At 28.3% G+C, this 21,436-nt stretch carries 21 protein-coding genes, 1 rRNA gene and 1 riboswitch; of the genes, 16 read left to right on the forward strand and 6 right to left on the reverse strand.

Annotated features, from left to right (window positions below; all coding sequences use genetic code 11):
- Positions 1-6: 6 nt before the first annotated feature.
- From BUA19_RS08925 to BUA19_RS08935, 3 genes are read right to left on the reverse strand one after another with little or no spacing between them, the layout of a single operon-like run.
- Positions 7-990, reverse strand: coding sequence for an acyl-CoA dehydratase activase (locus BUA19_RS08925; protein WP_072725757.1), 984 nt, complete (start codon positions 988-990; stop codon positions 7-9).
- On the reverse strand, positions 965-2,080 hold the full coding sequence (locus tag BUA19_RS08930) for an acyl-CoA dehydratase activase-related protein (protein ID WP_072725759.1): 1,116 nt from the start codon (positions 2,078-2,080) through the stop codon (positions 965-967). Before BUA19_RS08930 ends, BUA19_RS08925 begins: the two co-directional genes overlap by 26 nt.
- Positions 2,052-2,993: an acyl-CoA dehydratase activase-related protein gene (locus BUA19_RS08935; protein WP_072725761.1), complete on the reverse strand. Its 942-nt coding sequence runs from the start codon at positions 2,991-2,993 to the stop codon at positions 2,052-2,054. Before BUA19_RS08935 ends, BUA19_RS08930 begins: the two co-directional genes overlap by 29 nt.
- 135 nt (positions 2,994-3,128) lie before the next feature.
- Between BUA19_RS08935 and BUA19_RS08940 the strand changes: the two genes are divergently transcribed.
- From BUA19_RS08940 to BUA19_RS08990, 11 genes are all read left to right on the forward strand, one after another.
- Positions 3,129-4,325 carry a radical SAM/SPASM domain-containing protein gene (locus BUA19_RS08940; RefSeq protein WP_072725763.1) on the forward strand — a complete coding sequence of 399 codons (1,197 nt, stop codon included), beginning with the start codon at positions 3,129-3,131 and terminating at the stop codon, positions 4,323-4,325.
- Positions 4,300-5,292: a radical SAM/SPASM domain-containing protein gene (locus BUA19_RS08945; protein WP_072725764.1), complete on the forward strand. Its 993-nt coding sequence runs from the start codon at positions 4,300-4,302 to the stop codon at positions 5,290-5,292. Before BUA19_RS08940 ends, BUA19_RS08945 begins: the two co-directional genes overlap by 26 nt.
- Position 5,293: 1 nt before the next feature.
- Positions 5,294-5,749, forward strand: a complete 456-nt coding sequence (gene ahbA, locus BUA19_RS08950; RefSeq protein ID WP_072725766.1) for a siroheme decarboxylase subunit alpha — start codon at positions 5,294-5,296, stop codon at positions 5,747-5,749.
- A 9-nt stretch (positions 5,750-5,758) separates the two neighbouring features.
- Positions 5,759-6,235, forward strand: coding sequence for a siroheme decarboxylase subunit beta (ahbB, locus tag BUA19_RS08955; RefSeq protein ID WP_084602021.1), 477 nt, complete (start codon positions 5,759-5,761; stop codon positions 6,233-6,235).
- A 152-nt stretch (positions 6,236-6,387) separates the two neighbouring features.
- A riboswitch (cobalamin riboswitch) is annotated at positions 6,388-6,564 on the forward strand.
- Positions 6,565-6,666: 102 nt separating this feature from the next.
- Complete coding sequence (locus BUA19_RS08960) at positions 6,667-7,731, forward strand: FecCD family ABC transporter permease (protein WP_072725770.1); 1,065 nt, start codon at positions 6,667-6,669, stop codon at positions 7,729-7,731.
- A 17-nt stretch (positions 7,732-7,748) separates the two neighbouring features.
- A complete protein-coding gene (locus BUA19_RS08965) occupies positions 7,749-8,504 on the forward strand; it encodes an ABC transporter ATP-binding protein (protein ID WP_072725772.1) in 756 nt (251 codons plus the stop codon).
- 62 nt (positions 8,505-8,566) lie between these two features.
- Positions 8,567-9,472 carry a sirohydrochlorin cobaltochelatase gene (locus BUA19_RS08970; protein WP_072725774.1) on the forward strand — a complete coding sequence of 302 codons (906 nt, stop codon included), beginning with the start codon at positions 8,567-8,569 and terminating at the stop codon, positions 9,470-9,472.
- Positions 9,473-9,538: 66 nt separating this feature from the next.
- On the forward strand, positions 9,539-10,990 hold the full coding sequence (locus tag BUA19_RS08975) for an ABC transporter substrate-binding protein (RefSeq protein WP_072725776.1): 1,452 nt from the start codon (positions 9,539-9,541) through the stop codon (positions 10,988-10,990).
- Between the two features lie 12 nt (positions 10,991-11,002).
- A complete protein-coding gene (locus BUA19_RS08980) occupies positions 11,003-11,851 on the forward strand; it encodes an ABC transporter ATP-binding protein (RefSeq protein ID WP_143145415.1) in 849 nt (282 codons plus the stop codon).
- Position 11,852: 1 nt separating this feature from the next.
- The gene (locus tag BUA19_RS08985) at positions 11,853-12,587 is read left to right on the forward strand and encodes an ABC transporter permease (protein WP_072725778.1); all 735 of its coding nucleotides are present in this window, start codon (positions 11,853-11,855) and stop codon (positions 12,585-12,587) included.
- Between the two features lie 14 nt (positions 12,588-12,601).
- On the forward strand, positions 12,602-13,300 hold the full coding sequence (locus tag BUA19_RS08990; RefSeq protein WP_072725780.1) for a cobalt-factor II C(20)-methyltransferase: 699 nt from the start codon (positions 12,602-12,604) through the stop codon (positions 13,298-13,300).
- 17 nt (positions 13,301-13,317) lie between these two features.
- Here BUA19_RS08990 and BUA19_RS08995 read toward each other — a convergent pair whose 3' ends face one another.
- Positions 13,318-13,725: a CvfD/Ygs/GSP13 family RNA-binding post-transcriptional regulator gene (locus BUA19_RS08995; protein ID WP_072725781.1), complete on the reverse strand. Its 408-nt coding sequence runs from the start codon at positions 13,723-13,725 to the stop codon at positions 13,318-13,320.
- Positions 13,726-13,955: 230 nt separating this feature from the next.
- Here BUA19_RS08995 and BUA19_RS09000 point away from each other — a divergent pair, with 230 nt between their 5' ends.
- The 3 genes from BUA19_RS09000 (at position 13,956) to BUA19_RS09010 (ending at position 18,637) form a co-directional block, all read left to right on the forward strand.
- A complete protein-coding gene (locus BUA19_RS09000; protein WP_072725783.1) occupies positions 13,956-15,995 on the forward strand; it encodes a methyl-accepting chemotaxis protein in 2,040 nt (679 codons plus the stop codon).
- Between the two features lie 151 nt (positions 15,996-16,146).
- A complete protein-coding gene (locus BUA19_RS09005) occupies positions 16,147-16,500 on the forward strand; it encodes an ArsR/SmtB family transcription factor (protein ID WP_456300356.1) in 354 nt (117 codons plus the stop codon).
- Between the two features lie 22 nt (positions 16,501-16,522).
- The gene (locus BUA19_RS09010) at positions 16,523-18,637 is read left to right on the forward strand and encodes a heavy metal translocating P-type ATPase (RefSeq protein ID WP_072725786.1); all 2,115 of its coding nucleotides are present in this window, start codon (positions 16,523-16,525) and stop codon (positions 18,635-18,637) included.
- A 12-nt stretch (positions 18,638-18,649) separates the two neighbouring features.
- Here BUA19_RS09010 and BUA19_RS09015 read toward each other — a convergent pair whose 3' ends face one another.
- Positions 18,650-18,862, reverse strand: coding sequence for a hypothetical protein (locus BUA19_RS09015; protein WP_072725788.1), 213 nt, complete (start codon positions 18,860-18,862; stop codon positions 18,650-18,652).
- 97 nt (positions 18,863-18,959) lie between these two features.
- Here BUA19_RS09015 and BUA19_RS09020 point away from each other — a divergent pair, with 97 nt between their 5' ends.
- Positions 18,960-19,868: a ribonuclease Z gene (locus BUA19_RS09020; protein ID WP_072725790.1), complete on the forward strand. Its 909-nt coding sequence runs from the start codon at positions 18,960-18,962 to the stop codon at positions 19,866-19,868.
- A 21-nt stretch (positions 19,869-19,889) separates the two neighbouring features.
- Here the strand turns inward: BUA19_RS09020 and BUA19_RS09025 are convergent, their stop codons facing one another.
- Positions 19,890-20,915 carry a threonine aldolase family protein gene (locus BUA19_RS09025; protein WP_072725795.1) on the reverse strand — a complete coding sequence of 342 codons (1,026 nt, stop codon included), beginning with the start codon at positions 20,913-20,915 and terminating at the stop codon, positions 19,890-19,892.
- 297 nt (positions 20,916-21,212) lie between these two features.
- On the opposite strand from BUA19_RS09025, the gene BUA19_RS09030 reads away from it, so the two are divergent.
- Positions 21,213-21,436, forward strand: a 16S ribosomal RNA gene (locus BUA19_RS09030); the annotation flags it as partial.

A 21,436-nucleotide genomic window follows, 5' to 3' on the forward strand; every position in this document is an offset into this window, starting at 1 on the left:
TAGAATTTATTCAAATGAGCAAGCTACATTTAGATTACTCCATTTACCACATTTATCTCCCCATCTAGCAACTAATTCATCATCTCTATAAATTCCAATAATTTCGCATACATTTGGGCAGTTATCACATTCAAACCCTTTTACTTTAAAGTTTTTGTCTGTTATATTAAATCCTAAAAAATTACTTTTTTCTTTGTTTTTTACTTTTTCTTTGGCAAGTAGAGCTGCTCCAATGGCGCCCATGACATTATGATATTTAGGAACGTGTATTTCATATCCAAGAGCTTTTTCAAAAGCTTTTTTTATTCCGATATTAGCTGCAACTCCTCCTTGAAATACTATAGGAGGTTGTATATCTTTTCCTTTTGCTAAATTGTTCAAATAATTTCTAACTAATGCTTCGCATAATCCATTTATTATATCCTCTTGACTATATCCGAGTTGTTGTTTATGGATCATATCGGATTCTGCAAATACAGCACATCTTCCTGCTATTCTAACTTGAGTAGTAGAATTAAGTGCTAATTTACCAAATTCTTCTATAGGGATTCCAAGTCTTGATGCTTGTCGATCTAAAAAAGAACCTGTTCCAGCGGCACATACTGTATTCATTGCAAAATCACTTATAACGTTATTTCTTAATAGTATAATTTTTGAATCTTGTCCACCTATTTCTAAAATGGTTTTAACACCTGGAACGAAGTTTAATGCAGCAATTGCATGAGCGGTAATTTCATTTTTTACAATATCTGCTCCTACCATAACACTAGCGAGTTCTCTTCCACTTCCAGTTGTTCCAACTCCAGAGATTTGTATATTATCTAGATTTTTTAGAGATTTTTTTATTTTTCCTAAACCTTCTTTTAATACGTTAATCGGGTTTCCCATAGTTCTTATATATAGTTTTTCTAATAAATTATTATTTTCATCTATAATTACTATATTGGTACTTACTGAGCCTACATCAATTCCAAGATAAACATTTTTCATTGTTAATAAACTCCTTTCTTCTTGAAAGTAAATCTATAAAAGCCTCTATTCGAGTTAAATATCCAGCTTCACCTGTCATTTCATCTAATATTAGAGATAGAATAGGAATACTTTTTTCGTTTTCTATAGTTGGAAGAATGCTTTGTGCTACAATTTCGGGCATACATGTAAATGGCAGTAGGTGAATGACGCCATCATAGTTTTTTTGACTATATCTAACTGTATTTCCTATAGTTTGTTTAGCGTGGCCTCCTATTTGTTTACTTAAATATGGTTTTGCAGCTTTGTGAATGTCTTTTTTTTCAGAATGTATAAATGGAAGAAAGTCCATTTGCTCTTTTAAAAATTCACTGGAGTTTATAGATTTGTGTACTTCAATTCCCATATTACCTAATTTTTTTTCAATATTGAAATTTACGAAAGGTTCTACAATTGTGTATATTTCTCCTACAATTCCTATTTTTAGGACATTTTTGTTTTTGTCAATTTTTATTTTTTTTAGTTTTTCTTTATTTTTTTCTATAATTTTGATAGTTTCTTTAAATCCTTTTGAGTTATTTATATCTCTTTCGAATTGAGAGTATATTTTATCTACTTCTCCTTTGATTATTTCTCTTGGTCTTATTGTATTTACAATATTGTCAAATTCATCAACTTCAAATAGTATTTTTATGCCTTTTTTAAAAGCAGATAAAATTTTAAAGTAATTATTCGTGTTGGATACTTTTTTTAGTTTTTGAAGAAAATCTTTTATTTCTTCTAGTGTTCTAAAAGGTTCTACGGAAATCATTTCAACATTGTAACCTAAATCGTTTAATATTTCTCTTTGAAGTGTACTGTATAGTCCTAATCTGCAAGGTCCACATCCGCTTATCATAAAAATAGTGTCTGCTCCTTTTTTAATTCCTTCTATATAATTTCCCATATTAATTTTAAAAGGCATACAAATAAGTTCTGGTGAATATTTTGTACCAATCTCGAGAGTATTTTTACTGCATTTTGGAGGAGTTATTACCTCGACATTTAATTCTTCAAACATAACTTTGATAGCTATGTATGTATTACCCATGTGTGGGAACGTTACTTTCATTTTTATCCCTCCATTTAATCATATCTATAAAAGCTTCAATTCTTGTATTTAAACCTCCTTCTCCTGTGTGTTCATCTAAAGTTAGAAGCATAAAAGGAATATCACTTTCTCTTTTTATATATCTTTCTATTGTGTCTGCTACAACAGAATCAATTCCACATCCAAAAGATGATACATAGATAATTCCATTGACAATTTTATTCTCGATTAAATAAAGTGTAGTTCCGATGAGTTTTCTAGCAAATGTCCAAAATATTTTTCCTTTATATTTTTTGGCATATTCATTGATATAAATATCGTCTATCATTTGAGGAGTTAATACATCAATTTCATTTAAATTTATTTTGTTTATTGTATTCATATTTACGTAAGTATCGTATAAGTTATATGTATGTCCCATAAGCATAATTTTTTTATTATTTTTATTGGGGATATTATTTAACATATTTTTTTTATATTCTTCAAATTTTAAATATGCTATATCGTAGGCACGTGATATAGTATTAAAATCAGTTGAGAAATATTTTCCTATTTCATAAATAGTTTCATTTAAATTGTCTTTTGATTTTATAAAATTAATTTCAGTATTAATGATTTCTGGTAAATCTTTTATTGAATTTTTAATCATTTCTGGTAGACCGCAAAATTTTGGACAAATATGTTCACCTTTAAATAAACTCATTATTCTAGGTATAAAAATATAATCAACTTTATCTTTTAAATTTAATACATGTCCGTGAAATAATTTAACGGGTAAACATGCATCATCTACTGTATTTTGTACTCCTTCGTTGAGAATTTTTTTATTTGTATTTTCAGATATTATAACTTGAGCACCTAATTCCTCGAAGAAAGTTGTCCATAAAGGAGCGTATTCATGAAAAAGAAGTGCTCTAGGTATTCCTATTTTCATAAATTCATCCTCCTAATCTATTATCAGTTTGATATTATTGACAAATATTATAAATTTATTCATTTTAAAATATTAGATTAAATCTTTTTTTCTGTGGTATTATTAGATAAGTAACTAAAATTAAGGAGTGAAAAAATGATTGATTTAACTAAGCTTTTAAGTAAAACTGATATAGAAAAGGATTGTATAAGATATTCAAAGGATTGTAGTAAAGCTAAAAGTGGAGTACGAAAAGGCATGGGTCCTGTTGTGGTATGGAATATAACTAATATATGTAATTTTAAATGCAAGCACTGCTACTCAAATGCAGTTTCGTATAAAAGTGAAGAAGAGTTAAGCACTAAAGAAGTAAAAAAGGTTATAGATGATTTAGCTAGTATAAATGTGCCAGTAATATTATTATCTGGAGGAGAGCCTCTTATGAGGAATGATATATTTGAGATTATAAAATACATAAAATATAAAGGTATTAGAGTGAGTCTTTCAACTAATGGAAGTCTTATAACACAGGATACTGCTAGAATATTAAAAGATTTAGGTATTGGTTATGTGGGCATTAGTTTGGATGGGACTTCTAAAACTAATGATTATTTTAGAGGAGTTAATGGAGCATATGATAGGGTTGTGAATGCCATAAAAAATTGTAAAGAAGTAGACCAAAAGGTGGGTCTTAGATTTACTATTCAAAAGAAAAACTATAAAGAGGTAAAAGATATTTTAAAATTAGTAGATGAAATGGATATTCCAAGAATTTGCTTTTATCATTTAGTTCCTAGTGGAAGAGGTCAAAGTATAATTGATGATATGTTATCTCATGATGAAATTAAATATGTTATAGATGTTTTATATTATTATGTAAAAAATATGGTGAATGAAAATAAAAATATTAAAGAGATATTAACAGTTGCAAATTTTACAGATGGTGTATATGTGTATCTAAAGGAAAAAGATGCTAATCAAAAAGAAAGGATATTAGAGCTTTTAAAAAGAAATGGTGGAAATAGATCAGGAAGTGCAATTGCAAATATTGACTATAGGGGAAATGTATATCCAGATCAATTTTTTAAAAGCCATATATTAGGAAATGTAAAAGAGAACTCTTTTTCTGAAATATGGAATGGAGAAAATATATTTTTAAGTGAACTGAGGAATAAAAAAGAAAAAGTAAAGGGAAGATGTAAAAGCTGTAAATATCTTGATATATGTAAAGGGAATTTAAGAGCTAGAGCTTATGGATATTACGGTGATATTTGGGCTGAGGATCCTAGCTGCTATCTTACAGATAAAGAAATTGGGGTGAAAAATAATGATTATATCATGGAACATGACTAAAAACTGTAATTTATATTGCAAGCATTGCTATAGAGATGCAGGTCCTAATGAAAAGCAAAAGGATGAATTAGATACTAAGGAAAGTAAGGAATTGATTAAAGGAATAGCTAAAGCAGGATTTAAAATATTAATTTTTAGTGGAGGAGAGCCACTTCTTAGAGAAGATTTGTTTGAGTTGACAGAATACGCTCACTCATTAGGTCTTATAGTTGGACTTGGAACTAATGGAACTTTGATTACAAAAGAAATTGCGAAAAAATTAAAGGAAAGTAAAGTTCGTGCAGTAGCAATAAGCTTAGATAGTTTAGATGAAAATAAACATGATGAATTTAGACAAGTTAAAGGTAGCTTTAAGGATTGTATAAGAGGAATTAAAGAAAGTATAAATGCAGGACTTAAAGTTCAAATAAATACTACTGTAACTAAATCTAATTATGAAGAGATAACTAAAATTACTGATTATATTTCATCTCTTGGTGGACATTCTCATCATCCATTTTTTCTTGTAGAAGTAGGACGCGGGAAAAATATAGGGAAAGAAGGTTTAAATAAAAAAGAATATAAAGAAATTATAAATAGAATACTTGATAAGCAGAAAAATACTCATATAGAATTAAAGCCAACTTGTGCTCCACAGTTTATGGTAGAGGCTAAAGAAAAAGGGATGGATATGAGGTTTAGCAGAGGATGTATTGCTGGAATTAAATACTGCTGTATACTACCTAATGGAGATGTTCATATTTGTCCATATCTGCCTATAAAGGTTGGAAGTGTTAGAGAAAAGCCTTTTGATGTTATATGGGAACAAAGTGAAATTTTTAATAAGCTTAGAGATTATAAAAATTATAAAGGTAATTGTGGATCTTGTAAAAATATAAATATTTGTGGAGGGTGTAGAGCTAGAGCTTTTAGTAAAACTGGAGATTATCTTCAAGAGGATACTTTTTGCTTAAAGGGGGACGATTAAAATGGATTGTATAGATTGTAAAATTTTAAATGAAGTTCAAAATGGAATATCTATTCAAAAAAGACCTTTTAAAAAAATAGCAGATAATTTAGGTATAAGTGAAGATGAGGTTGTAAATAGAATTAATAACTTAAAGGAAAAAGGATATATAAGGAGGTTTGGAGGAATATTTGACAGCCAAAATTTAGGAGTTGCAAGTACGCTTGTTGCTATGAAGATTGAAAAAGATATAGATTATGTAGCAAATATTGTGAGTGAATATAGTGGAGTAACTCATAATTATCAAAGAGAGGATGAGTACAATCTTTGGTTTACATTAATGGCTTCATCTAATGGAGAGCTTGAGAATATATTGAAAGAAATAAAAGAGAGAACAGGAGTACAGGATATTTTAAATCTTCCTTCAGTTAATAAGCATAAGGTTCATGTACATCTTAATTTTGACAATAAAGGGTGATTTTATTTGATGGATAATATAGATAAAGATATTATAGTTTATTTATCTCAAGATATAGAAGTAACTAAGGATATTTATGAGGATTTGAGTAAAAAATTTAATATATCTGAAGAAGATCTTATTAAAAGGTTAAAAAGATTAAATGAAAGTGGTTATTTAAAACGTATTGCTCCCGTTATGATTCATCAAAAAAGTGGTTATAACAGTAACGCCATGGCAGTTTGGAATATACCAAAAGATAATTTAAAAAAATTTATAGACATAATTAAGGGTATTAATAATATAAGTCATATTTATGAAAGAAGAACAGATGAGAAATGGCCTTATAATTTATATACAATGATTCATGGAAGAAATAAAAAAGAAGTAGAGAATATAATAAATTATTTATTGCAAAAAATAGAAGTTAAAGATTTTAAGGTGTTATATACAATTAAGGAATGGAAAAAAACGAGTCCGAATTTATCAAAACTAATAAAAAAATAGTTATTTCTCGGGAAATATATTAGAATACATGGAAATTATATTTTGTATTTAATATTTTGCTGATTATTGAAAAATGAATTTGACATAATTAAGACAAAAAAATACTTTATTTTTACCAATTAATAGTATAAAATGGATATGTAACCAATAAAAAGTGAATATAAATTATAGGTTCTTTATGATTAAAAGGGAAGAACGGTGAAAATCCGTCACAGCCCCCGCTACTGTGATCATCAACGAAACCTCAATTGTCCACTAGTTAAAAACTGGGAAGGTGAGGGAGTAGATAGGATGTAAGTCAGGAGACCTGCCTATAATTTTTCAATTGCTATTTCGGAGGGAAATATGCATGGATATAGGTAATTACTACCTATTCATAATGCAATTAAGACTCCGTTAGGAGTCTTTTTTTTAGAAAAAAGAGGGGTGTTATGGAAAATAGAGTTGACGTAATTAGTAATTTTAACGATAAAAAAAAGAAATTGATTGTAGTGGGTAGTGTTTTGTTTACATTTATAGTATTTTTGCTTGTATTGTCGGTTAATTTAGGAAGAGCTGATATTAGTATAAGTGAAGTAATAAAAATAATTTATGGAAAAATTACGTTTGATGAAAAAATTTTAGGTGATATAAGTAAATCGAAAATTGCTATAGTTTGGAATATAAGGCTTCCAAGAATTTTAATAGCGATATTTGTTGGATGGGGTCTTGCGGTTTCTGGAACTGTTTTTCAATCTTTATTAATGAATCCATTGGCAGATCCTTATACAATAGGGGTTTCAACAGGGGCAGCATTTGGAGCAGTTATTGCTATATATATAAATATATTTATATTAGAAAACCCTATACCCATAACTCCTTTTGCATTTTTAGGAGCAATATTTACACTTTTTCTTGTAATAAAAATTGCAAATAAGAATGGATATATGAGTTCATCAAATTTAATAATTTCAGGAATTATTGTAAGCTCTATATTATCTGCTGGTATAAGTTTTTTAAAAAGTGCATCTGGGGAGCAGGTTTCAGCTATAATATATTGGCTTATGGGAAGTTTAGATTCGAGATCTTGGAATCAGGTGATTTTGAGTTTTCCTGTGATTATGATTTTGACATTTGTATGTATATATTTTTCAGAGGATTTAAATATACTTGCTTTAGGAGAATGCCAAGCTAGATCTCTTGGAGTAAATACAAAAAAAATTAGAAGTATATTTTTGATAAGTGCATCATTGATTACTGCAGTTTGTGTTTCTGTAAGTGGAATAATAGGATTTATAGGTCTTATAGTTCCCCACATGTTGAGATTTTCTTTAACATCAGATAATAAATCGCTTATTCCATTATCAGCACTTTTGGGTTCACTTTTACTTTTATTTGCTGATAATATATCAAGGGTTTTGTTTAATGTTGAAATTCCCGTGGGAGTTATAACAACGTTGTTTGGAGGACCTTTTTTTATATATATATTTATTAGCAAGAATAAAAGTATACAATGATTTTAGAAGGTGGTTAGATGCTTAAGGTCCAAAATGTTAGTTTTAGTTATAAAGATAAAGTTGTTCTTGATGATATAAGTTTTTCAATGGGGAAGGGAAAATTTTTATCTATAATAGGACCAAATGGTTCAGGAAAAACTACTCTTTTGAATTTATTGACTGGATATTTAGAAAAGAAAACTGGAAGTATAAAATTTTTGGGTAAAGAAATAAAAAATTATTCAGTTGAAGAACTTTCAAGAAATTTTGCAATAATAAATCAAAATACAAATATAAGGTTTCCCTTTACATGTCTTGAAATAGTGATGATGGGAAGAAATCCATTTAGAGAAAGAATGAAAAAGTTAAGTGAAAATGATATGGAGATAGTTTATAAATCTATGGAAATTACTGATACTTTAAAATTTTCAGATTCACTTATAACTCAAATAAGTGGAGGAGAATTTCAAAGGGTTATGCTTGCTAGAGCTTTAAGTCAAAAACCAAGTATTTTATTTTTAGACGAGGCTTTTTCTGCCATGGATATTTCGCAGAGAATTAAATCTTTAAAGTTAATTAAGGGTTTAGTAATAAAAGAGGGTTTAACTGTTGTATCAATAATACATGATTTAAATCTTGCTTATATGTTTAGCGATGAAGTTTGTGTTTTAAAAGAAGGAAAGATGGTAGCGTTTGGAAAGTGCAGTGATATAATGACTGCAGATTTTATCAACGAAGTATTTGATATAAATGTAGATAGAATTGATAATAGAGGATTTTTAATAATGCTTTAAAACTCTTTGAAGAGTTTGTTATATAAATTTTATTAAAATATAAACAAGGGAGGAGATTTACTATGAAAATTAAAAAAAGCTTAACTTTATTGTTGAGTTTGTTGTTGTTAGGGGGGATTTTAGCAGGATGTTCTAGTGCTGGAGCTGCTGAAGAAGAGGTTAAAAAGGATCCAAATAAAAAAGCTGTTCTCGTAGTAAGTTTTGGTACGAGCTATGCAGATACTCGTAAAGTTACAATTGAGGCTTGTGAAAGCAAAATAGACAAAGCTTTTCCTGATTATGAGATGAGAAGAGCTTTTACTTCAGATATTATAATCAAAAAACTTAAAGAAAGAGATAAAATAAAAGTTGATACTCCAAAAGAAGCTTTAACTAAATTAAAAAAAGAAGGTTTTTCAGAAGTTATAGTTCAACCTCTTCATGTTATTAATGGAGCAGAATATGATGATTTAATTGCAGAAGTTAATAATTTTAAAAATGATTTTGATAAATTAGTTGTTGGAAATCCATTGCTTACAAGTATTGAAGATTATAAAAATTTAGTTGAGGCTTTAAAAACTCAAATGCCAGAGCTTAAGGATAATGAAGCTGTTGTATTTATGGGTCATGGAACTCATCATTATTCAAATTCTGCTTATGCATGTCTTGATTATATGTTTGAAGATATGGGAATAAGAGCTTATGTAGGTACAGTTGAGGGATATCCAACACTTGACAATGTAATTAAAAAATTAAAGAGAGATAATGTAGAAAAAGTAATATTGATGCCATTAATGCTTGTTGCAGGAGACCATGCTAATAATGATATGGCAGGAGATGAAGAGGATTCTTGGAAAAGCGTACTTAAAAAAGAAGGATTTGTGGTTGAAGCTTATTTACATGGTTTAGGTGAGAATGAAAAAGTACAAGATATGTATGTTCAGCATGCAAAAGAAGCAGTAAATTCTCAAGAGAAAACTGAAAAATAATAAATATTAATACAAATAATCATCAGTTATTTCGCTGATGATTATTTGTATGTTGGAGGAATGAATATGAAAAAAATGGAAAATAAATTAGTTCTATTGTTTACTATATTAATTTCCTTAGTAGTATTTACAGGATGTAGTAGTGTATCTGATAGTGAGAAAGCTGGTAATAAAGAGTATTCTATAAATTTTGTAGATGATTCAGGAAATGAAATAAATATGAACGAGCCTGCAAAAAAGATAATATCTCTTTATTCTGCTCATACAGAAAATTTATTTGCACTTGGGCTTGATGATGAAATAATAGGTGTTGGAACCAGTGATATATATCCAGCTAAAGCACTAGAAAAAGAAAAGTATGATTATAGATCAGATCCTGAAAAAGTTATAGCAGCAGAACCTGATTTAGTTTTAATTAGACCTTTTATAAAAAGGTCAAAACCAGAGTTTGTAGATGCTCTTGAAAAGGCTGGTTTAAATGTAGTTTCACTATATCCTGAAAGCTTTGATAAATTTGATGATTACATAAAAAAATTAGGTATGCTTACTGGGAAAACAGATAGAGCTGAGCAATTGCTAGAGGATTTTTATAAACAAATTGAAGAAATAAAAAGTATAACAAAAGATATAAGTCCAAAAGTTAATGTTTATTTTGAATCATCTGAAAATGGATATAAGACTGTAACAGTTGATTCTATGCCTGCTAAAGCAATAGAAATAGCAGGAGGATTAAATATAGCAACAGATGCAAAACCTAAAAAAGAAGGAAGTTCAATAGCTGTTTATGGAGCAGAAAGAATACTTGAAAAAGCTGATAAAATTGATGTGTTTGTTTCTCAAAATGGAGTTATGAATGCAGGAGGTAATAAGCATTCAATAGTTATAAGACCGGGATTTGATTCTATTAAAGCAATTAAGAATAATAGAGTTTATATTATAAATCAAAAAATCATATCAAGTCCTACATTTAGATACTTAGAGGGGGTAAAAGAGCTTTGTAGAATGTTTTATCCTGAGGTGTTTGATGATATATCAAAATTTAGTTTGGATGAAGAAATTACAAGAGATAAGATGGCAGAGATTATAGTTAGATTTAAAAACAAGGGTATATTTGTTCCTACTTCAAAATACTATAGAAAAGAGCATAAGGGACATACTTATGGATTGTTTAAAGATGTAGATATAGACAATGAATATTTTAATTTTATAGAAACAGCAGTGACTTCTGGTTATATGAAAGGATTTAAGGAAAATGATGAAGAATATTTTTATCCTAAAAATAAAATTTCACGAGAAGAGTTTGCGAGTATATTATTTATGATAGGAGATTTAGAAAAGAAAGAGAATAACAATGTGCATATTAAAGATTTAGATAAAGTAAAAAATGCAAAAATAGTTCAAATTGTTGTAGACAATAAATTGATGGAACTTGAGAATGGGAATTTTAATCCAGAGAGAAATGTTACAGGGAAAGAAGTAGTTAAATCTCTCGAAAAATTGAGAGAAAAAACAAAATAAATGGGTGAAAAAATGAGTGAAATTATAAATATAGAAAATGTTACTAAAAAATACGGGGATTTTATTGCAGTTGACAAACTCAATTTGAATATAAAAAAGGGAAGTTTTATTGGTTTGCTGGGGCCAAATGGAGCAGGCAAGACTACTCTTATAAGTATATTGATAGGTCTTTTAAAACCAAGTGATGGTAAAGTTTTTATAATGGGTCAAGAAATGAGTAGAAATAATGTTTTTTTAAAAAAACAAATAGGCATAGTTCCCCAGCATATAAATTTGGATAAAGATCTTACTGTTAAAGAAAATCTTATATTAGCTGCTAAATTATTTAGGATAAAGGGAAAGGAGAGGGAGATACAAATAGAAAAACTTCTTGATTATATGGATCTTAAGAAAGTAGAAAATCGGATAAGTAGAAATTTATCTGGTGGAATGAAAAGAAAATTAATGATAGCTAAAGCTTTAATTCACGATCCTGAAATATTATTTTTAGATGAACCAACTGTTGGAGTAGATTTAAATGCTAGAAGAAAAATATGGGATACATTGAAGGTTATGAAAAATATGGGAAAAACAATAATACTTACTACTCATTATATAGAAGAAGCAGAACATCTTTGTGAAAAAATAGCTTTAATGGATAAAGGAAGAATATTTTACAATGATACAAGTGAAAATCTTAAAAGTAGTTTAGGAAAATATACTGTAGAGTATTTTGATGAACATAAAATTACAAAGTATAAATATTTTAAAAATATAGAGGATGCTAAAATTTTTTCAAGTTCTATTGAAGAAAATTTTATATTAAGAGAAGTAAGTCTTGAAGATGTTTTTTATAATTTTACAAATAGAAAGGTAACTTAAAATGGAAGTAGGAACTATACTTTGGAGGGAGTTTATATTTTTTAAAAGAAAAGCGTTTAAAATAACTGCAGGTGCAATTATGAGTCCTCTTTTGTATTTAATAGCTTTTGGGTGGGGGCTTGGTGATGGAGTTGTTGTAGAAGGACATAGTTATATATATTTTATTATACCTGGTATAATTGCGCTTTCTACCATGAATACAAGTTTTAATGCTGTGGCTATAAGAATTACTGTTGCAAAGCTTCATGAAAAAAGTTTTGAATATTATATGACAGCACCCGTTAAGATGTATCTTTTAACATTGGGATACATTTTAGCGGGAGCTTTAAGAGGGTTATATGCAGGATTTATAATACTTGCAGTTTCTTGTGTGTTTGGTGTATATATTCACTTTAATATAGCTTTTATATTGGTGTGTTTTTTAAATAGTATGTTGTTTGCTGCATTTGGTTATACAGCTGCAATGATAATAGATAATCATTATGATATGAACAGGTTTGCTACTTTTGTAATAACTCCTATGACTTTTTTGTGTGGGACATTTTTTTCACTAAATAAAATGCCAATTACAGTAAAAAAAATAATAATGTTATTACCACTTACTCATGTGACACAGAGTCTTAGAGAAATAGCATTAGCTGATAAGGTTAATTATGTTTCTATATTAGTTTTAATTATATATTTTGTTATTTTATTTGCCATGGGGGTTTATGTAAGTTATAAAGAAATAAAGTAAAGGGAGGAAAATAGATGGGAAAATTTTATGGAATAGGAACTGGACCAGGAGATAGTTCTCTGCTTACAATTAAAGCTGTTGATGTATTAAAAAAATTAGATATACTTTATACGCCTGAACCAAAAAAAGATGGAAAAAGCTTAGCTTTATCCATAGTCAAGGATTATATCAGAGAAAATATAGAAATAAAGCAAAGACATTTTCCTATGAATTTTAATAGTATAGAAAAAACTAAAGCTTGGGATGCTATTGCTGTTGAGATAGAAAAGGATGTTAAGAGAGGAAAAAATGTAGGATTTGTAACATTGGGAGATCCGATGATATATAGTACATATGTATATATGCTTGAAAGAATAAAAGATAAAGTTGAAGTAGAGACAATACCTGGAATTTCTTCATTTTCAAATATAGCTTCAAATCAAAATTTTCCTTTAGTAATGGATAAAGAGCCATTAGTTGTTATACCTTGTACTACAGATGAAGAAAGAATAGATTATGCACTTAAAAATTATAATTCTATAGTTTTAATGAAAGTATATAAAAATTTTAAAGAGATTATACAAAAAATCAAAGATAATGATTTGTTGAATTATGCAATACTTGTTAGTAATTCTTCATTAAATGAAGAGAAAGTGTATACAAATTTGGAAGAATTAGATGGTGATAAAATATCGTATTTTTCTACGATATTAATTAATAAATATACCTCCTGAATTCAGGAGGTATTAATTTATCTTCTTTTATTGCGTTTATTTAAAACCGATTGACGTTCATCTGATTCTTTTAACCAGTTTTTTAATTTATCTTCAAGAGAACTTGTTTGTTTAAGTTTTTTTTGAGTTTTATGTTTAGGTGCATCTTTAGTTTTAGATGTATTTTTGTAGTTAGAATTATTAGGGATTGTTGCTTTGATTGAAAGAGAAATTTTTTTAGAATTTTCATCAATATTGATAATTTTTACTTTTACTTTATCACCAACAGAAATATGTTCATTTATATCGTCTATAAAATTGTGACTAATTTGTGAGATATGAACTAATCCTTTGGTTTTTTCATCTAGTGCTACAAAAGCACCAAAAGGTTTAATATCTGTTACAGTACCTTCAATAATGTTATTAATTTCAAATTTGCTAGACATACACACACTCCTAAAAAATTTTATTGTATATATAATAATATAACATATAATTATGTAAAAAAACAAAATTTATAAAAACTTTTTTTTAGTATAGGAATTTATAAATTTTTTTTATTCAAAAATTCGACATAATACTGTAAAGTTTAACTTTTTATGTTAATATATATGTTGCAAAGTTAAATGATATTTTTGGATTTATATTATAATTTAATGGAAGGAGATGTAAATACATGGAAGGGACGAGTAATTCTTCAGTAAAAAAAGTGCTTATTATTATGCTTATTGTAGGTATTTTAACTCCGCTTATGGTTTTATCTTTTGTATCTTACAATAAAGCTCATGGAGTTCTTAGTGAAAGACTTAACAAAAATTCAAAAGAGATGGCAGAGGAAATAGATTTAAATTTAGAAGAATTTTTTGAAGGACTTGAAAGTGTTTTAAATATGATATCTAATAATCAAAATTTTGTAGATTTAGTAAAAATAGAAGAAGGAACTGTTGAAGGAAAAATAACAGATAAAGTACAAATAGAGCATATTGCAAAGGAAATTTTAGATGATATTATTGAAAGCAATCCAAAAATACTTTCAGTATATATGGGGACTAAATACAAAAGGATGTTTGCAGATTCTAATAATCCAATGTCAGATAATGCTTCTTATGATCCAACATCTAGAATTTGGTATAAAGAAGCTGTAAAAAATCCTGGAAAGATAGTGTATACAGATCCTTATATAGATGCGAGCACTAATAAGCTTAATTTTACTATTTCTAAGACTGTAGTCGATTCAAGTGGAGATATAATAGGGGTTATGGGGATTGATATAAGTTTAGATGGATTTTCAAATAAATATAAATCTTTAAAATTAGGAAAAGCGGGATATGTTTTTATAATTAGTAAAGATAGAACGGTAGTAGTATGTAATGATGATAAATTTATAGGAAAAGATTTGAAGAATGTAAAGAGTTTTGAAAGATTTGAAAAAGAGTTATTTTCTAAAGGAGAAGGACATATAAATACTAAAAATAATCATGTGTATTTTTTAACTAATAAAAGAACTGGCTGGAAAGTTGGTGTGAATTTTGATAAAAGTGAAATTAGTGATGAAGTAAATTCTATGAAATTTATGAGTATTTTTACTTTAATAATAGCTATTATTGTTGCAGTAGTTTTAGCTGTTATTATTACAGGGATGATAACAAAACCATTAAAAGAACTTGAAGAAGGAATAAATATTGCTGCTAAGGGAGATTTTAGAAATGAAATAAATATAAATTCTAAAAATGAGTTTGGCAATATAGGAGATTCATTTAATGAAATGATAAATAGCGTAAAATATCTGTTAAATGAAATAAAAAAATCTTCTAATTCTGTATATAAAAGTTCGGGTAATTTAAAAGAAATATCTGATACAACTAAATTTACTATAAATCAGATAGCTAAAGCTATTGAGGAGATAGCAACTGCTAATAATGAGCAGGCAAAAGATACAGAAATAGGGATTCAGAAGGCAAATGATTTAGCAAAAAGTATAGAATTAATATCAAGTGCCATGGATAAAATAAGATTTAAATTTGATGAAGCTATAACTTTTAATAAAGAGGGTATAAATATAGTATACGATTTAACTGATAAAACTAAAGAAACTTTACAGAATAGCGAACAGCTTAATTTAGCAATAAAAGAAATGGAAGAAAGTTCTGCAGAAATAGAGAATATAATAGAAACTATTAATAACATAGCAAGTCAAACAAATCTTTTAGCGTTAAATGCATCTATTGAAGCAGCAAGAGCAGGAGAGGCTGGAAAGGGATTTGCAGTAGTTGCTGATGAAATTAGAAAGCTTTCAGAAGATACTACAAATGCATCTTATAAAATAAGTGAGCTTATAAAGAAAATACAAGAGAAGTCGAGTATTTCAGTAGAAAGTATAAAAAATACTAATACTACTTTATTATCTCAAGAAGAATCTGTTATTAAGACTAAGGATATATTTAATAAAATATCGACATCTATATTAGATGTATCAAAAGATATGGAAAATATTAAAAAATTAAATGAAGATATGCTTCAAAATAAAGAGGAAATAGTAACTACTATAACAAACATTTCAGCATCAGCTCAAGAAACTTCTGCTTCTACAGAGGAAGTTGCAGCAAGTACACAACAGACACTTGCTACTATTGAAAGTATGGCTGAAAGTTCGGATGAGCTTAAAAATTTAGCTGATACATTGATGAATGAAGTAAATAGGTTTAAAACTGAATAATATTTGTACTGTTTTTTAGCCCATGATATTCTAAATGGATATTATGGGTTTTTGTTTTGAAAAATATATTGCAAAATACAGTGTATAAGAATATAATATAATTAAACATATGAATAAATGTTCATATATAAAAGGTAGGAGGTTTTTTATTGTGAGTATTGAAAATTGTGGTTGCAATTTAATACATGAAGATATAGTTAAAAAAGTAAAAAAATATATGCCAAGAGAAGAAAAATTATATGATTTGGCTGAATTTTTTAAAGTGTTTGGGGATACAACTAGAATAAAAATAATTTGTGCTTTATTTGTATCGGAGATGTGTGTTTGTGATATAGCAGTACTTCTTGGAATGAGTCATTCTGCTGTATCTCATCAATTGAGAGTGTTAAAGCAAGCTAGGCTTGTGAAATATAGAAAAGAGGGGAAATTGGTTTATTATTCGCTTGATGATGAACACATAAAACAGATATTTGATACGGGACTTACTCATATAAATCATAAGTGAATTTTTGAAAGGGGGAATAAATATGAATAATGTCGTGAAAAGGGTATTTATTTTAAAAAATTTAGATTGTGCTCATTGTGCTAGTGAAATAGAGAGAGAAATAAGAGGTTTGAGTAATATAAAAGAAGCTAATTTAGATTTTGTATCGACGAAGTTAACTGTAATGGTAGAAAGTAAATATAATTTGGAAGAGATTATTTCAAATATAGTTAATATAGTAAAAAAGAAGGAACCTCATGTAGAAGTTTTAGATGAAAAGTCTATTAGTAAAAATACAAGTAATTTGAAATATAAAAGCAATAAAAAAGAGTTGATTAAAATAGGATTGGGAGCTTTATTATTTGGACTTGGTATTAGTTTTAAATTGTCATTTTGGGTTGAATTTACATTGTTTTTTATAAGTTATGTATTAGTAGGTGGAGATGTTTTATTAAAGGCTTATAAAAATATATTAAGAGGACAAGTATTTGATGAAAATTTTTTAATGTGTATAGCAACTATTGGGGCTTTTGCTATAAAGAATTTTCCAGAAGCTGTAGGAGTTATGCTTTTTTATCAAATAGGAGAGTTTTTTCAAGATTTAGCGGTTAATCGTTCAAGAAAATCTATAGAGGATCTTATGAAAATAAAACCTGATTTTGCAAATGTAAAAATAGGTGATGAAATAAAGAGAGTATCGCCTGATGAAGTTAAAGTTAAAGATGTAATAGTAGTAAAACCAGGTGAAAAAATACCTTTAGATGGAAAAATTATAAGTGGAAGTTCAATTGTTGATACATCAAATTTAACCGGAGAATCACTTCCTAGAGAGGTAGGTGTAGGTGATGATGTTTTAGGTGGGTTTATAAATAAAAATGGTTTGTTAGATATTGAGGTAACTAGAGAGTTTTCTGAAGGAACGGTAGCTAAAATATTAGATTTAGTTCAAAATGCAAGTAGTAAAAAAGCAAAAACGGAGAATTTTATAACTAAATTTGCAAGGTATTATACACCAGCAGTAGTATTTTTATCTGTTTTTATAGCTGTTGTTCCTCCATTGCTGATAAAAGATACTACATTTTTGCAGTGGTTTTATAGGGCTTTGATATTTTTAGTAATTTCTTGTCCTTGTGCGCTCGTATTATCTATACCACTTAGTTTTTTTGGTGGAATAGGTGGAGCATCTAGAAATGGTATATTAATAAAAGGAAGTAATTATTTGGAAGCTTTAAATAATGTCGATACAGTTGTATTTGATAAGACAGGAACTTTAAGTAAGGGTATATTTAAAGTTACAAAAATTAATTCTGTTAATATGTCTAGTGAAGATTTGTTGGAATATGTAGCGTATGCAGAAAGTTATTCAAATCATCCTATAGCACTTTCTATACTTAAAGCTTATGGAAAAGATATTGATAAAAATAGAATAAAAAGTTATGAGGAAATATCAGGGTATGGAGTGAAAGTAGTTTTAAATAATAAGGAAATATTAGTTGGAAATCGCAAATTAATGGATAAAGAAAATATTAAATATGATAAAGTTGAAGAAATAGGAAGTGTAGTGTATGTTGCTGTAGATAAAAAATATTCTGGATATATTTTAATATCAGATGAAATAAAAGAAGATTCAAAGAATTTGGCAAAAGAATTAAAAAATATTGGTGTTAATAAAATTGTAATGCTTACAGGGGATAGTAAATTAGTTGCAAATAAAGTTAAAGAATATTTGGGAATAGATGAATTTTATGCAGAACTCCTTCCTCATGAAAAAGTAGAGAAGTTAGAGATGATAAAAAGTAAAAGACAACGTAGAGGAAATATTGTATTTGTTGGAGATGGTATTAATGATGCTCCGGTTTTGGCTAGAGCTGATATAGGTGTTGCCATGGGAGGAATTGGATCTGATGCTGCTATTGAAGCTGCTGATGTAGTGTTAATGACTGATGAACCGTCTAAATTAGTTGATGCTATTAAAATAGCAAAAAGGACGAGAGGAATAGTATTTCAAAATATAGTGTTTGCATTAGGTGTTAAGTTAATAGTTCTTTTATTAGGGGCTGGAGGATTGGCTACAATGTGGGAGGCTGTATTTGCAGATGTAGGAGTAGCTTTAATAGCTGTTTTAAATTCAATGAGAGTAATGAAAGTAAATAGATAGTGCATGGTTGCACTATCTTAATTTTTTTTTGATGTCATTGTTATTTTTTTCTTTATCGTTTAAGATAAAAGGTTTGTATTCGCTAAATTTCATGGGATCTATATAGTCAAAATCTTTTTTCATATCGAGTGGCATAACAAATCCTGTTAACGATCTTTTGGGAGTTTTGAATTTTGTTGTATCATAGGTGTCTTCTATTATTTCTTTAGGATTTTTAGATTTCAAAAATATCGCCTCCTTTAGTTTATAGTTTTTCGCACTTATATAAAAAATACTCTTGGAAAAAATATATAATAAGTAAAAATATAAAGGAGTAGATATAATGATTAAAGTTGCTTTGATTGGATGTGGAGGAATGATGCCTCTTCCGAATAGATATTTGACATCGATGCTTTTTTCATATAATGGAAAAATGGTACTCGTTGATTGTGGAGAAGGAACACAAGTTAGCTTGAAACTTCTTAAATGGGGATTTAAAGCGATTGAAGTTATATGTTTTACTCATTATCATGCAGATCATATAGCAGGACTTCCAGGATTGTTATTGACTATTGGAAATTCTGGAAGAACAGCTCCTTTAACAATTATAGGACCAAAAGGATTGTTAGATGTTATAAGAGGATTAACTATTATATGTCCTAATATTCCTTTTGAATTGAGGTTGATGGAGATTTATGAAAAAGAGCAAGTGTTTGAAATAATGGAGGATTTTTATATATATACTATTGATGTAGAACATACAATTCCTTGTGTTGCTTATACTATAGAAATTAAAAGAAGAAGAAAATTTAATCCGGATAAAGCAAGGAAGCAAAATATACCAATGTTTTTATGGAATAGACTTCATAAAGGAGAAGAAGTTGTTTTTGAAGATAAGGTGTTTACTCCAAATATGGTTCTTGGAGAAAAAAGAAAGGGAATAAAAATTTCTTATTGTACAGATACTAGGCCTATAGAATGTTTAGTGGATTTTGTAAAAGAAGCAGATCTTTTTATTTGCGAAGGAATGTATGGAGAAGATGAAAGTATAGATAAAGCCATGGCAAATAAACATATGCTTTTTTCAGAAGCAGCTTTACTTGCTAAAAAAGCTAATGTTAAAGAGTTATGGCTTACTCATTATAGTCCAGCACTCAAAGAACCTGCAATTTTTTTAGAAAGGAGTAGAAATATTTTTAAAAATACACTATTAGGAGAAGATAGGATGATTAAAACTTTAAATTTCAAGTAAGATGGCTGTATTGTAGCCATCTTACTTAGTACGTAGTTGTTTAATTTGATTTACAAAATCTAATATTTCTTCTTTTGTGGTATCATAAGATGTAACCCATCTTACTAAATTTGATTCATCTTCAGATTTATAAAAATAATATTTACTTTGTAAAGGTTTAATCCATTTTTCTGGAATGCGTGCAAAAATAATATTCGATTCAATTGGTGAAAGTAATTTAATATCAGGTATGGTTTGGAGTTCTGTTGCTAATAGTTTTGCCATGGCGTTTGAATTTTTAGCATTCTCTTTCCACAATTCATTTTCGAAAAATGCCAAGAACTGTGCAGAAATATAGCGCATTTTTGAAATTACATTCATTCCCTGTTTTCTTAAGTATTTTAAATTTTCACTTAATTTTGGGTTGAATGAAATAATAGCTTCGCCATACATCATACCGTTTTTAGTTCCACCGAATGATAATAAATCTACACCTGTATCTGTAATCATTTCCTTAAAACTAACATCTAATGCTACTGCTGCGTTAGATATTCTTGCACCGTCAATATGTACCAGTAAATCATTTTTATGAGCGAATTCTACCAAATTTTTTATTTCATCTATAGTATAAACCGTTCCTATCTCAGTAACTTGACTGATTGAAATTATTTTAGGTTGAGTATGACGATCGACACCCCTATTGTTTAATGTTTTTTTTATATCGTCTATACATATTTTTCCGTCTTTATGAGGAAGTTGCAAAATTTTTGATCCAGTAAAACGTTCTAAAGCGCCACATTCATCTACAGTAATATGTGCAATATCAGTGCATATTACACTTTCAAAAGATCTTAATACACTACTTAAGCTGATTACATTAGCAGCAGTACCGTTTGATACAAAATATACATCGATTTTTTCTCCGAAAATTTCTTTGAATTTTTCTACAGCTTTTTTTGTATAATAATCATCTCCATAAGGAAAAGCATGTTTTTTATTGCAATCTATAATTGCTTGTAAAATTTTTGGATGAACTCCAGAATAATTATCACTTGCTAGTGTTTTCATAAAAAATAACCTCCTGTATTTTGTTTTATATGGTAGTTTATTTATAAAATCATTATATCACTATAATAGTAAATTAATTTTATTAGAGTAAATTAATTTTATTAGTTTTTATAAAAAATTTATAAAAAAGTGTTGACAATGAAAAACAAAGGTGATATATTATTACTTGTCGTTAAGACAACGCGAAAAAAGTTGAACTTTGAAAACTAAACAGTAGGTTAGATATAAATACGAAGCCAAAGTTTATTTTGAGCAACGGAAATTCGTTAGAATTTCGTTGGCGACATAAACGAATTTTATTTTGAGAGTTTGATCCTGGCTCAGGATGAACGCTGGCGGCGTGCCTAACACATGCAAGTCGAGCGAGGAGAAAAGAGCTTGCTCTTGGATCCTAGCGGCGGACGGGTGAGTAACGCGTGGGTAACCTGCCCTATACACACGGATAACATACCGAAAGGTATGCTAATACGGGATAAAGCTAAGATAAGGCATCTTATCATAGTCAAAGCGAAAGCGGTATA

This window comes from Tepidibacter thalassicus DSM 15285, from assembly GCF_900129915.1.
Classification (GTDB): domain Bacteria; phylum Bacillota; class Clostridia; order Peptostreptococcales; family Peptostreptococcaceae; genus Tepidibacter; species Tepidibacter thalassicus.

Bases quoted from the DNA above. Each gene is read 5' to 3' on its own strand.
- BUA19_RS08970 (WP_072725774.1), top strand. From the start codon at position 8,567: ATGAAAATTAAAAAAAGCTTAACTTTATTGTTGAGTTTGTTGTTGTTA.
- BUA19_RS08960 (WP_072725770.1), top strand. From the start codon at position 6,667: ATGGAAAATAGAGTTGACGTAATTAGTAATTTTAACGATAAAAAAAAG.
- ahbA (WP_072725766.1), top strand. From the start codon at position 5,294: ATGGATTGTATAGATTGTAAAATTTTAAATGAAGTTCAAAATGGAATA.
- BUA19_RS08935 (WP_072725761.1), bottom strand. From the start codon at position 2,993: ATGAAAATAGGAATACCTAGAGCACTTCTTTTTCATGAATACGCTCCT.
- BUA19_RS08990 (WP_072725780.1), top strand. From the start codon at position 12,602: ATGGGAAAATTTTATGGAATAGGAACTGGACCAGGAGATAGTTCTCTG.
- BUA19_RS08985 (WP_072725778.1), top strand. From the start codon at position 11,853: ATGGAAGTAGGAACTATACTTTGGAGGGAGTTTATATTTTTTAAAAGA.
- BUA19_RS08975 (WP_072725776.1), top strand. From the start codon at position 9,539: ATGAAAAAAATGGAAAATAAATTAGTTCTATTGTTTACTATATTAATT.
- ahbB (WP_084602021.1), top strand. From the start codon at position 5,759: ATGGATAATATAGATAAAGATATTATAGTTTATTTATCTCAAGATATA.
- BUA19_RS08940 (WP_072725763.1), top strand. From the start codon at position 3,129: ATGATTGATTTAACTAAGCTTTTAAGTAAAACTGATATAGAAAAGGAT.
- BUA19_RS08965 (WP_072725772.1), top strand. From the start codon at position 7,749: ATGCTTAAGGTCCAAAATGTTAGTTTTAGTTATAAAGATAAAGTTGTT.
- BUA19_RS08995 (WP_072725781.1), bottom strand. From the start codon at position 13,725: ATGTCTAGCAAATTTGAAATTAATAACATTATTGAAGGTACTGTAACA.
- BUA19_RS08945 (WP_072725764.1), top strand. From the start codon at position 4,300: ATGATTATATCATGGAACATGACTAAAAACTGTAATTTATATTGCAAG.
- BUA19_RS08925 (WP_072725757.1), bottom strand. From the start codon at position 990: ATGAAAAATGTTTATCTTGGAATTGATGTAGGCTCAGTAAGTACCAAT.
- BUA19_RS09010 (WP_072725786.1), top strand. From the start codon at position 16,523: ATGAATAATGTCGTGAAAAGGGTATTTATTTTAAAAAATTTAGATTGT.
- BUA19_RS08980 (WP_143145415.1), top strand. From the start codon at position 11,003: ATGAGTGAAATTATAAATATAGAAAATGTTACTAAAAAATACGGGGAT.
- BUA19_RS09020 (WP_072725790.1), top strand. From the start codon at position 18,960: ATGATTAAAGTTGCTTTGATTGGATGTGGAGGAATGATGCCTCTTCCG.
- BUA19_RS09025 (WP_072725795.1), bottom strand. From the start codon at position 20,915: ATGAAAACACTAGCAAGTGATAATTATTCTGGAGTTCATCCAAAAATT.
- BUA19_RS08930 (WP_072725759.1), bottom strand. From the start codon at position 2,080: ATGAAAGTAACGTTCCCACACATGGGTAATACATACATAGCTATCAAA.
- BUA19_RS09000 (WP_072725783.1), top strand. From the start codon at position 13,956: ATGGAAGGGACGAGTAATTCTTCAGTAAAAAAAGTGCTTATTATTATG.